Annotated in this window: 12 protein-coding genes; 5 read left to right on the forward strand and 7 right to left on the reverse strand. The window is 34.4% G+C overall.

The window, feature by feature from the left end; genetic code table 11:
• Window positions 1–26: 26 nt before the first annotated feature.
• Window positions 27–917 (forward strand): fructose bisphosphate aldolase, encoded by an 891-nt coding sequence (locus tag IDG45_RS01955; protein ID WP_001031410.1) that lies wholly within the window; start codon window positions 27–29, stop codon window positions 915–917.
• Between the two features lie 193 nt (window positions 918–1,110).
• On the opposite strand, the gene lqo is transcribed toward IDG45_RS01955, so the two are convergent.
• Window positions 1,111–2,607 carry an L-lactate dehydrogenase (quinone) gene (gene lqo, locus IDG45_RS01960; RefSeq protein ID WP_001130047.1) on the reverse strand — a complete coding sequence of 499 codons (1,497 nt, stop codon included), beginning with the start codon at window positions 2,605–2,607 and terminating at the stop codon, window positions 1,111–1,113.
• A 295-nt stretch (window positions 2,608–2,902) separates the two neighbouring features.
• Between lqo and IDG45_RS01965 the strand changes: the two genes are divergently transcribed.
• Window positions 2,903–3,232 (forward strand): hypothetical protein, encoded by a 330-nt coding sequence (locus IDG45_RS01965; RefSeq protein ID WP_001798838.1) that lies wholly within the window; start codon window positions 2,903–2,905, stop codon window positions 3,230–3,232.
• A 59-nt stretch (window positions 3,233–3,291) separates the two neighbouring features.
• On the opposite strand, the gene mbcS is transcribed toward IDG45_RS01965, so the two are convergent.
• The 5 genes from mbcS to betB all read right to left on the reverse strand — a co-directional run bounded on the left by mbcS (window position 3,292) and on the right by betB (window position 9,757).
• Window positions 3,292–4,890: an acyl-CoA synthetase MbcS gene (gene mbcS, locus IDG45_RS01970; RefSeq protein ID WP_001172335.1), complete on the reverse strand. Its 1,599-nt coding sequence runs from the start codon at window positions 4,888–4,890 to the stop codon at window positions 3,292–3,294.
• A gap of 193 nt (window positions 4,891–5,083) precedes the next feature.
• The gene (locus tag IDG45_RS01975; protein ID WP_001028778.1) at window positions 5,084–5,527 is read right to left on the reverse strand and encodes an antibiotic biosynthesis monooxygenase family protein; all 444 of its coding nucleotides are present in this window, start codon (window positions 5,525–5,527) and stop codon (window positions 5,084–5,086) included.
• Window positions 5,528–5,806: 279 nt separating this feature from the next.
• Window positions 5,807–6,019 (reverse strand): sterile alpha motif-like domain-containing protein, encoded by a 213-nt coding sequence (locus IDG45_RS01980; RefSeq protein WP_000011688.1) that lies wholly within the window; start codon window positions 6,017–6,019, stop codon window positions 5,807–5,809.
• Between the two features lie 277 nt (window positions 6,020–6,296).
• The gene (gene betA, locus IDG45_RS01985; RefSeq protein WP_000038849.1) at window positions 6,297–8,006 is read right to left on the reverse strand and encodes a choline dehydrogenase; all 1,710 of its coding nucleotides are present in this window, start codon (window positions 8,004–8,006) and stop codon (window positions 6,297–6,299) included.
• A gap of 260 nt (window positions 8,007–8,266) precedes the next feature.
• Window positions 8,267–9,757 (reverse strand): betaine-aldehyde dehydrogenase, encoded by a 1,491-nt coding sequence (gene betB / locus IDG45_RS01990; protein WP_000421694.1) that lies wholly within the window; start codon window positions 9,755–9,757, stop codon window positions 8,267–8,269.
• Window positions 9,758–9,825: 68 nt separating this feature from the next.
• Here betB and IDG45_RS01995 point away from each other — a divergent pair, with 68 nt between their 5' ends.
• Both IDG45_RS01995 and cudC read left to right on the forward strand, forming a co-directional pair.
• On the forward strand, window positions 9,826–9,921 hold the full coding sequence (locus tag IDG45_RS01995) for a hypothetical protein (RefSeq protein WP_001789908.1): 96 nt from the start codon (window positions 9,826–9,828) through the stop codon (window positions 9,919–9,921).
• An 88-nt stretch (window positions 9,922–10,009) separates the two neighbouring features.
• Window positions 10,010–10,573, forward strand: a complete 564-nt coding sequence (gene cudC / locus IDG45_RS02000; protein WP_000198598.1) for a choline uptake/conversion transcriptional regulator CudC — start codon at window positions 10,010–10,012, stop codon at window positions 10,571–10,573.
• A 169-nt stretch (window positions 10,574–10,742) separates the two neighbouring features.
• Here cudC and IDG45_RS02005 read toward each other — a convergent pair whose 3' ends face one another.
• Window positions 10,743–12,365, reverse strand: coding sequence for a BCCT family transporter (locus tag IDG45_RS02005; RefSeq protein ID WP_000711870.1), 1,623 nt, complete (start codon window positions 12,363–12,365; stop codon window positions 10,743–10,745).
• A gap of 131 nt (window positions 12,366–12,496) precedes the next feature.
• On the opposite strand from IDG45_RS02005, the gene IDG45_RS02010 reads away from it, so the two are divergent.
• The coding region (locus IDG45_RS02010) for a hypothetical protein (RefSeq protein ID WP_206171535.1) at window positions 12,497–12,640 on the forward strand (144 nt) is incomplete at its 3' end.

Raw genomic sequence — 12,640 nt, forward strand, 5'->3', positions numbered from 1 at the left:
TATTGAAAAGTTAAGGAGTGGAAAGTATGAATAAAGAGCAATTAGAAAAAATGAAAAATGGAAAAGGCTTTATTGCCGCATTAGACCAAAGTGGTGGTAGTACACCAAAAGCACTTAAAGAATATGGTGTAAACGAAGATCAATATAGCAATGAAGACGAAATGTTCCAACTTGTTCACGATATGCGTACACGTGTGGTAACTTCACCTTCATTCTCACCAGATAAAATTTTGGGTGCTATTCTTTTCGAACAAACAATGGATCGCGAAGTAGAAGGCAAATACACTGCAGATTACTTAGCTGATAAAGGTGTTGTTCCGTTCTTAAAAGTAGACAAAGGTCTTGCTGAAGAGCAAAATGGTGTTCAATTAATGAAACCAATCGACAACTTAGACAGCTTATTAGATCGTGCAAACGAGCGTCACATTTTTGGTACAAAAATGCGTTCTAATATTTTAGAATTAAATGAACAAGGTATCAAAGACGTTGTTGAACAACAATTTGAAGTCGCTAAACAAATTATTGCTAAAGGGTTAGTGCCAATTATCGAACCAGAAGTTAATATTAACGCAAAAGATAAAGCTGAAATTGAAAAAGTATTAAAAGCTGAGCTTAAAAAAGGTTTAGACAGCTTAAATGCTGATCAATTAGTTATGTTAAAATTAACAATTCCTACTGAATCTAACTTATACAAAGACTTAGCTGAACATCCAAATGTTGTTCGTATCGTTGTATTATCAGGTGGTTACAGCAGAGAAAAAGCGAACGAATTACTTAAAGATAACGCTGAACTTATCGCAAGCTTCTCACGTGCATTAGCTAGTGATTTAAGAGCTGGACAATCTAAAGAAGAATTCGATAAAGCATTAGGTGACGCTGTAGAATCAATCTACGACGCATCTGTAAACAAAAACTAATTTATACATTAAACGTATTTTTTGATATAAACTACTAAAAAGGACTCATACATGTGCTTTAAAGGCATTGTGTATGAGTCTTTTTGATTAAAGTTGATTTTGCGTATGTATTATAGATTACGCAAAAAAATCGGACAGCTGAAAAATCTATAAGATTTCTCAGTTGCCCGATTTTAAATATAGCTATTAGAATTTAGTTTTCGTAGTAACCTAATTCTAAGTCTTTTGAAGTTTGTTTACGGATTTTTCTCATTAATTTTTCGTCTTCAATTAATGATTCACCGTATGATGGAATCATTTTCTTGATTTTAGGTGCCCATTCAGTTTTGTATTCAGGGAAGTTACGTTCTAATACTTCTAACGCAACTGAAACTGAAGTTGAAGCCCCTGGTGATTCACCTAATAATGCGATTACAGTGTGGTCTTGTGAGTTAACCACTTCTGTACCGAATTGGATGAATCCTTTACCGTGTTCAGGTGTATCTTTGATAACTTGTACACGTTTACCAGCAGTGTATAATTGCCAATCTTCGTTATGTGCTTCTGGATAGAAAGTACGTAAATGGTTCATACAACCTTCTTTTGTCATAATCACTTGATCAAATGAGTATTTAATTAAAGGTAAGTTTTTAACAGCTGCTGCTAATAAAGTTGTAATGTTGTATGTTTTAACTGATTTGAATAAATCTAAGTTAGAACCATTTTTCAAGAATTTAGGTCCAACATTAGCAAATGGTCCAAATAACAATGTTCTTTGGCCGTCAATGTAACGCGTATCTAAATGAGGTACAGTCATTGGTGGTGTACCAGGTGGCTCTTTACCATAAACTTTGGCATCGTGTTGTTCAATAACTTGTGGGTTTGTACAAGCTAAGAATTGACCACTGATAGGGAATCCACCTAAATGTTTACTTTCAGGGATACCTGTTTTTTGTAATAATGGAATTGCTCCACCGCCAGCACCGATGAATACATAGTCAGTTACTTGTTTGAATTTCTCACCAGTTAGGCGATTTTTAACAGTAACTTCCCATTGACCATTTGATAATTGTTCAAAATCAACAACTTCATGGTTAAATTGCACTGTAGCATTTGGATGTGCTTCAATGCTTTTAGCCATTTTACGTGTTAATTCACCGAAGTTTACATCTGTACCTTCGTCAATTTTACTTGCCGCCATGATACCAGGGTTATCTTCACGGCCTTTCATCATCAATGGAATCCATTTTTTCATTACTTCGATGTCTTCAGTATATTCGATATTATCGAACATAGGGAAAGCTTTCATCGCTTCGTAACGATCTTTTAAGAATTTAACATTGTTTTTACCTCTAACATAACTGATGTGTGGTAATGGATTGATAAATTCTCTTGGGTTCTCGATGTTACCGCTTTTCACTAAGTGACCCCAGAATTGTTTTGAAATCTCAAACTCTTCGTTAATCACTTTCGCTTTTTCGATGTCGATAGAACCATCAGGTTGTAAAACTGTGTAGTTCAACTCACATAATGCTGCATGACCCGTACCAGCATTATTTCTTTCGTTTGAACTTTCGATTGCAGGACGATCCAAGCGTTCGTAAACGTGGATATTCCAGTCTGGCTCAATTTCTTTTAACATTGAACCAAATGTTGTGCTAAGTACACCGGCTCCAATTAAAACGATGTCTTTACTATTAGACTTAGCCATTGGTTTCACCTCTCCAAAAATTGTAAATGTGTATCATCAATATGAAAGTTACATAAAACTGACATATTTCTTTAAAATATCAACGCCATAGATAACTTCCTGTTTTAATTGATACGCTGTAACAAAATACTATAGTTAGTGCTTACATATATATGTTAAAGCAAGCAGTGGTAAATGTAAATTATAATTATTCATTAACTTTGCAATATATTAAATCTTTTATTCATAGAAGATAAATATCAAATCAATCATAATTATTTGACAACAAATAGCTAACGATTGTTTTAATCTACATTTGACTTATAGCATTTTAAACATATACTCTATTTTGATACAATATAAGTGTAAAATCAATCATAAAAAGGAGATTCAATATATGCATCTAAGAAAATCACTTCAATTACCTTTAATATTGAAATTTATTTTGAATCTTGCCCTTATAGGTATTGTAATTATCGTTCTAACACATACTGAGTTTCAACTTAATGCCGGTGATAGTAATGTGTTTTTATTAAACTGGGATATTCGAGGTTTAACATCTTATATTTTCTCATTCTTAATACTGGTTGCGCTTGTTTCTAAACTAATTTTAATATTTATAACTAGACGACAAAGAACATCATAAATAAACAAGCAGTCCAGTGCGTATCATCATGCCTTACGCATTGGACTGCTTTACTATGTTTATTGATTGCTATCTTTTTGTTGTTGCCATTTTTCTATTTCAGCATCTCGTAGTTCAACACGACGAATTTTACCTGAGTTTGTTTTTGGTAAGTCGTCAACGAATTCAATCTCTCTCGGATATTTATATGGTGCAACTTCATTTTTAACAAATTGTTGTAGTTCTTTAACTAGCGTATCATTAGCCGCAGTATGATCCTGTAAAATAACGAATGCTTTAACAATATTCCCTCGTATATCATGAGGTTTTGCTACTACAGCACATTCTTTAACGGCTGGATGATTCGTTAACGCATCCTCAACTTCAAAAGGCCCAATCGTATAGCCTGAACTAATAATAATGTCATCTCGACGTCCTTCAAACCAGAAATAACCATCATCATCTACATGAGCTAAGTCACCAGTGATGTAGTATTTACCTGTTTGCGCTTTCGCCGTACGTTCTGGCTCTTTATAATACCCTTTGAAAAGTGCTGGCAAATCAAGTGGCACTGCAATATTCCCTTTCGTATTAGCAGGTACGCTATTCCCCTCATCATCTACTACAGTGACCGAACTACCCGGAATGCCTTTACCCATTGATCCAATCCTTTGTGGTGTATCTTTTAAAAAGCCTATAAGCAAGGTACTTTCAGTCTGGCCATATCCATCTCTTACAGTTAAATTAAAGTATTTCTTGAATTGTTCAACTACTTCTCGATTTAGTGGCTCACCTGCAGAAACGGCACTATGTAAATGCGTTAAGTCATAATCATTTAAGTTCTGTAATTTAGCCATCATACGATATTCTGTCGGTGTACAACATAAAACATTAATTTGATATTTTTGAAGCAATTCTAAGTATGTTTCAGGGCTGAATCTTCCATTAAATACAAAAGCAGTTGCACCTGAACCTAATACAGATAAGAAAGGACTCCATACCCATTTTTGCCAACCTGGTGCTGCTGTTGCCCAAACTAAGTCATCTTCATTAATACATAACCAATGTTTTGGTGCCATTTGTAAATGTGCAAATCCCCATCCATGACAATGTGTAACGGCTTTAGGATTGCCAGTTGTACCAGATGTATATGACAGAATTGCCATATCATCACGCGTCGTATCTGCCATTTCTAGTTTGTTACTTGCGTTTTCTTTTTCAGCTTCAAGTGAAATCCATCCATCTTTTTGACCGGCAATAACAAATTTAGTTAACGCATCATATTCTTTAATTTTTTCAAATTCAACTGTGAATGGCTCTAATGCAATGACTGCATTTATTTCACCGTGCGTGATACGGTATTGTAAATCTTTAGTTCTTAGCATTTCAGAACATGGAATGATTGCAACACCTAATTTTAAAGCAGCAATATATAATTCATACGTCGCAATAGATCGTGGCATCATAATGAGTACTTTATCGCCTTTAGATAAACCGTGCGATGCTAAAACATTACCTACTTTATTAGACTGTTCAATGAGCTGTTGGTAAGTGACTGATATATCTTCGCCTTCAGTATTATGATATAGAATTGCCTTTTTATCTGGTATGTGGCTATATTTTTCGATTTCCGAAATAATGTTATATTTTTCAGGCGCGAATAGAGCTGACTTTTGCATAACTAACTTCCTTTCATACATCCACTTTTCCTGTGATGAACATTGTAATTTTATAAATGATTTATATATATCATACGCCTATCTTTACAGAATTTTCAATTAAATAGGGTTAAATACCAAAGTCCTCGACACTACACTTTGACATGACGTAGCATTCAAGGACTTTCAAATGATTGAGGGGTGATATCTCGGGCTAGACCATATCAGCTAATTCAATACGAATATTGTATGATAATTCACGATTAATTATTTTTACATCTGCACCTTTCGAAGTGCCACGATGCTTGTGTGTATGCTTGTACTCAGCTGAATTTTGCCAATGATAAAATGCTTGCCTATTTTCCCACAGCGTAATAATGATATAGTGTCTACCAGCTGTTCTAGGTCTTAAAAACCTTAATGCTTTAAACCCATCAACGTTTTTTAAATGCTTATTACGTTGTAAAAACTTTTGCTCGAAAGTTTCTTCTTGTCCTTCGTTAATATATAAATGATTTAACACACATAATGAATCATTTGATAAATCATTTATCGCTTCTAGAACATCGTAATATGCAGTGTCATTATTTTTTTGTATTGTGAGACAATCATCCAGTTCTTCTATTACATAACTTCTATATTCATCATAAATGTTCATAATACATGCCTTCATTTCATTTATATTTTTGGTCATATTCCTTTATATCTATTACTAATTCATTCCCGTATTTATTAATTACAATCATAGTTTGGCTTCTTTTTAAAAGATAAGACTTTGTAAAAAGTATTAATATTTCATACAAATGGGGACAGGAGTCGCCCGCTATTTTTGTGTCTTCAATTTCATAATCATTATTTAACATTAGTCATGAAAATAGCCGACAACTTCATCTGTGAAATCACCGGCCTTTTATTTTAGCTAACTTTATTTCTGATTTTACGATTTTAATTGATCATACAGAGAAAGTGATCTTTTTACAATTTCTAAAAACTCATGATCTATATTGGACATTTGATGAAAATAAGACAAAATGTTTTCTGTTAGCTTCTCTTGTTTTGGGAATGAATCATCTTCTTTAATCCAAATCGCTAATTCGCCTAATGGTGTTTTATCATCTTTAAATGTTTGTATATATTCGTAAAAGCTCATAGTATTCCTTCTCTCAATTTACTTATATAAATCCTACCACGAAAGCTTTCAAGAAAACACAATTAAATGTCTATTTAGTGAACTTTTTAAGGTTGTACACTCTTTTAATGTCTGCCAATTAGGTCAATTAATCATCACAATGTACAATTAACTCTATTTTCAGTTCATATACTCACACACCGTTTTTGAACAACACATTAACTTCTCATTTAGATAAAACGCAAAAAAGCCTGGCACCAATACAATAGATGCCAGACTAAGAGTCTACTATATAAATTTATTTAGCGTATGGTTTTACTTCGATTGCACCTTCATTTTCATCATGAACACCATGCTTATAATAATCAATATATTGCGGCTCTAAAGGCTTTCTGCCACGTATAATGTCTGCTGCTTTTTCAGCTAACATTAAAACAGGTGCATGTATATTGCCATTTGTCGTACGTGGCATAGCTGATGCATCAACTACACGTAAATTTTCCATACCGTGGACTTTCATTGTTAACGGGTCAACTACTGCCATTGGATCTGAAGCAGGACCCATTTTAGCACTACAAGATGGGTGTAATGCTGTTTCACCATCTCTACGAACCCAATCCAGAATTTCTTCGTCTGTTTGCACTTCTGGTCCTGGTGAAATTTCTCCGCCATTGAATGGATCCATTGCTTTTTGAGATAAGATATTTCTTGCTACACGAATTGCTTCTACCCATTCTTTTTTATCTTCTTCTGTTGATAAATAATTAAAGCGGATACTTGGTTTTTCGAATGGATCTTTAGATTTGATTTTCAAGCTACCACGAGAGTTTGAATACATTGGTCCTACGTGAACTTGATAACCATGTGCGACCGCCGCCTTTTGACCATCATATCTTACAGCTATTGGTAAGAAATGGAACATTAAGTTAGGATAATCAACTTCGTTATTTGAACGTACAAATCCGCCACCTTCAAAATGGTTAGATGCTGCTGCACCTGTACGTGTGAAAATCCATTGTAAACCAATAAATGGCATGCGCTTGATATCTAAGCTTGGCTGTAATGATACAGGTTCCTTACATTTATGTTGAATGTATACCTCTAAGTGATCTTCAAAGTTTTCACCCACACCAGGTAAATGAACACGTGGCTCAATGCCTTTTGATTTTAGGAACTCTGAATCACCGATACCAGATAATTGTAGTAATTGTGGCGTATTGAATGCCCCACCAGACAAGATGACTTCATTAGCATCGATGGTATGTAGTTTGCCATTTTTCTTATACGTAACACCAGTTGCTCTTCTACCTTCATAATGAATTTCAGTAACAAAGGCACGTGTTTCAACGGTTAAGTTTTTACGCTTCATAGCTGGATGTAAATATGCTCTTGAAGCTGACATTCGGCGACCACGATGTACTTGACTATCGAACGGTCCAAAACCTTCTTGTCTAAATCCATTCACATCAGGTGTTTTATGATAGCCTGCTTCAACACCTGCATCAAAGAATGACTGGAATAAAGGATTCGTTGCTGGCCCTCGTTTTAACTTAATTGGTCCATCATGGCCTCTAAATTTATCATAAGGCGCTGCACCGTATGTTTTTTCTAATTTTTTAAAATACGGTAAACAGTGCGCAAAATCCCAAGTTTCCATACCTTCTGGTTCTGCCCAGCCTTCATAGTCCATTGGATTACCACGTTGATAAATCATGCCATTAATCGAACTTGATCCACCTAAAACTTTACCTCGGGCATGTGCTACTTTACGACCGCCCATATGTGGTTCTTCATCTGTTGAATAAATCCAATCGTAAAATTTATTGCCTGAAGGGAACATTAACGCAGCAGGCATTTGGATAAATAAATCCCAAAAATAATCACTGCGACCCGCTTCTAATACTAAGACTTCTTTATCCTTATCTTCACTCAGACGATTACCTAGTACAGAACCTGCACTGCCTCCTCCAATGATGACATAATCATATGATTTGTTTTTCTTACTCATCGTTATGACCTCCAAAGTTTGTTGTATTTCAAAGTGAGTATTGCATGAAATATTTGTTAGTGGCTGATTGGTTATCGTTGAATTGCTAAACTTAGCTAACCAAAACACTCGATTTTACTTTTATGATTGTTACTAACAGTCATGAAATAATCTATGATTCTTTTTGCGTTTAGTCCAAATTATCAATCAACATTTCGCCACTTATACAAAACAAAGTGAGTGTCTTGTGTTCTTACAATGGCACTCACCTTATCTAATTTTTATTTGCTAAACCAATTCACTAATTGTGGATTTGTATTTGTTAAAATGTGTTTTGAAACAAGGTACTCTTCTAAGCCTTCTTTGCCTAATTCTCTACCGATACCTGATTGTTTGTATCCACCCCATGGCGCTTGTGCAAAATATGGATGGAAATCATTAATCCACACCGTTCCAAGTTTCAACTTGTTAGCAACGCGTTGTGCTTTTCCAATATCTTTAGAAAATACAGCACCTGCTAAACCATATATAGAATCATTCGCTAATTGAATCGCTTCTTGTTCAGTTTCAAAGCCTTCTACAGTAACGACAGGTCCGAAAACCTCTTCTTGTACAATACGCATTGACGTATCACAATTTGTAATGACTGTTGGCTCGAAGAATAGGCCATCTTTTAAATCGTCTCTATCTGGACGTTTACCACCAACAGCAATTGTTGCGCCTTCTGCTTTAGCTACATCCATATAAGATTCGATTTTATTACGATGTTCTGTTGAAATCACTGGTCCCATTTCAGTATCAGCATCAAAACCATTACCTAATTTGATTTTTTTCACGCGATCAATAAGTGCTTGCTCAAATTTGTCTTTAATACTGTTTTGTACTAATATTCTTGATCCTGCTGAACAAACTTGACCTGCATGGAAATATCCACCATTTAACGCTTGGTCTACCGCCAATTCAAAATCGGCATCATCAAAGATAATGTTTGGATTTTTACCGCCAAGTTCCAAGGCAATATTCGTAACATTATTAGCAGCATTTTTCATAATATGCTTACCAGTCTCAATGCCACCTGTAAATGATACAAGGTCAACCTCTTTATGACCTGACATTACGTCACCAACTTCAGAACCTGCACCTAGAATAAGATTAATTGTTCCTTTAGGGAAACCAACTTCTTCCATTAATTCAAAAACACGTATTGTTGTTAATGGTGTAATTTCACTTGGTTTCATAACTAGTGAACAACCCGTAGCAAGCGCTGGCGCAATTTTCCATGATGCTTGTAATAACGGATAATTCCAAGGTGTAATTTGTGTAACTACACCTACTGGTTCTTTAACAATTTTGCTTTCTGTATCTGGAATTGGTGAATCAATCATTTCGCCACCGTCTTTATCTGCTAATCCAGCAAAATACATAAACACATTATGAATATCATCCATATCTGCATATGATTCTTCTAACGTTTTTCCAGTATCTAATGTTTCTAATCGTGCTAACGCTTCGCGATGTTCTTTGATCTTGTCCGCGATGGCACGTACTTTTTTACCTCTTGTTTCAGCAGTTTCTTGCGACCATTCACCAGACTCAAACGCACGTCTTGCAGCTAAGATTGCACGTTCTGCATCCTCTTCTGTCCCTTCAGAAACCGTAAATATCACTTCTTGATTGTATGGATTGATAATATCTCTTGTATTTTTATTCGCGCTTTCAACCCACTCACCATCAATGTATTGACGCTGAGATAAATGTTTTAAAAGTTCCATTCAACAACCTCCGTTAAGTTTGTTAAATTTTTATTTAACGAATTTTACAAACTTATGTTAGCATAGAAATGAAAAATGTGTCAATTTACAAAACAACTCAAGAATTAAGTTTTGTAAGTTCGTTAGATTTTTATTTAACGAAACATTTAACTTTAATGCTTTAAATATTTTTAATGTCTTTTTTTAGAAAAGGTTTTATAATGTATTAGTATTTATTTTAACGTGACCAAAATGATGTACGGAGGTGCAATGATGACTCGTTCTCAGAACAAACAGCAACAATTAGAACAAGCAAAAGATATTGTAATTAATTCAATTGGACAGACAATGGATTTGTATGGCACTAATAGAAGTGTAGGAAACTTATATGGCACTATGGTGTTTGAAGGCAGTATGACGCTTGATGAAATGCGTCATCAATTGCAAATGAGCAAACCAAGTATGAGTGCTGGCGTTAAGAAATTGCAGGAATTTGATATTGTTAAACAACAATTTACGAGAGGAAGCCGCAAACAACATTTTATCGCCGAGAAAGACTTTTTCATCTTTTTCCGAAACTTTTTCACTAAAAAATTTCAGCGTGAAATTGACATCAATGTCGAAGCAGTAAAAGATGCTCAGGCTATTATCAATCCATTACTTGAAAGCAGTGATTTAACTGAAGCTGAAACACAAGAGGCACAAAAAATTAAAGCTCAGCTTGATCATACACATGTTTATTACGAATGGTTAGAACAGTTAACCGAAGCGATTGAAAGCGGTGAAATTTTCAAATATTTCCCAATTCCAGAACAGCCTTCTGATTCTGAAAATTAAAATTGACTCTAACAACGACAATAACAACAATAGATACTTAAAACAATGCAATAGATCCACGAAATAAACGGTAATTTCTATCTCAATAAATAGAAATTACCGTTTTTGCTTAATATGACAATCAATCATATACTTATAAAATTCAAAATCTTATGCATCATTAATTGAATTATAAATTATCGTCTTGTTCTTCTTCTGATACTTGAACGATTCGCAATGAACGACGTTCAACTTCTTTTAATTTTTCAGCACGCGTTTCAAGTTTAATTCTATCGCGTCCTAAAATGATTAAAAATGATATCATCATGAAAATAAAAATAACAATTAATGGCACACTTGCCAGTATTGAAGCAGTTTTCAATACTTCTAATGCACGTTCGCCACCAACTAGCATCAATGAAAATGGCAATAAGCACAATGCAAATGCCCAGAATAAACGATTGGCACGTAATGGTTCGCCTACCACTTTTTTCTGAGATGCTGCCGCTAAAATATATGAACCCGAATCAAATGTTGTTGCTAAGAATAAGAAAGCAGATACTAAGAATAGTACAATCATCAATGATGGGAATGGTAAATGATGCACCACTTCAATAATGGTTGCCTCTGTACCATGTGTATTTAAATATTGTGTTACATTAAACTGTCCAGAAATTTGTAAATACACAGCATAGTTACCAAAAATACCAAAGAATAATACGCATCCAAGCGTTCCATAAATAATTGTTCCTAGCACGACTTCTTTAAGGCGTCGACCTTTTGAAATTCTAGCAATAAATAAACCGATAAATGGCGCATATACTAACCACCATGACCAGTAGAATATTGTCCAGTCTTGTGGGAAATTCGTTTCTTTTCGACCTTTAATACCACCGAATGGTTCTAACCATGTTGCCATATGGAAAAAATCTCTCAACATATTTCCGAACCCTGTCACTGTCGTTTCCATAATAAAAACAGTCGGTCCAATAATAAATATAAAGGCTAAAAGTACAAATGATAACCAAACGTTGATATCACTTAACTTTTGAATACCTTTTTTCAATCCTGTATATGAACTAATAGCAAATATGACCGTAATCGTTAATAAAATGGCCGAACGTAAAATCATATTTTTACCATCTAAACCAGTTAATCTTTCTATGCCTGCAGAAATTAATGGCACACCTAACGCTAGTGATGTTGCCGCACCACCTAGCAATCCAAAGATAAATAAGATATCTACAACTTTACCTACAAATTTATCTGTTTGACCTTTTAAAATCGGACGACAAGCTTGACTAATTTTATACACCGGTTGTTTTTTAACAAACACTAAATAACCAATTGGTAATGCTGGCAAAACGTAAATAGCCCAAGCAATTGGTCCCCAGTGGAACATACCATATTGCGTCGCATATTGGAGTGCTTCATCACTCATACTTTTCGCGCCATTTGGTGGTACTTGATAGTAAAAAGCCCATTCAATAACGCCCCAGTATAAAATATCAGAGCCTATGCCTGCACAAAACAGCATTGCCGCCCATGTAAATGTATTAAATTCTGGTTTATCACTTGCTTTACCAAGTGTGACATTACCATATTTACCAAATGCGATATACATTACAAAGCAAAAAATCGCCAGCCCCATAAATAAATATATCGAACCAATTGAATCAGAAATGGCACTATTAATACCAGTGATGATATCTTCACTTGCTTTTGGAAAAGCCATCATAGGTATAACTGCAAAAAGAAGTACAGCTACTGTCCCTATAAAGGTCGTCCAGTCCATAACTTTCTCTTTTTTCAATTGTGCTCCCCCTAATTATTAATTTTATGAATCCTGTTTCGATTTATCTCAAAATGTAATAATTATATTGATTCACAAAATTGACAATAACTAATATTTAATAATAATGCAAATTTCATACAATTTGAAACTTGGCAATTATTGAATATTTATATAATTTTTCTCGTAATAAACAAAACTTTAATAGCGCTAAAACAACTGTGTTAAGTTATGATTTAACGAATTTAACAAATTTTACTAGAACGGTATTTAAGAATATTTATACGTTATTAATG

The organism is Staphylococcus sp. EG-SA-10, assembly GCF_017151945.1.
Lineage (GTDB): Bacteria > Bacillota > Bacilli > Staphylococcales > Staphylococcaceae > Staphylococcus > Staphylococcus aureus.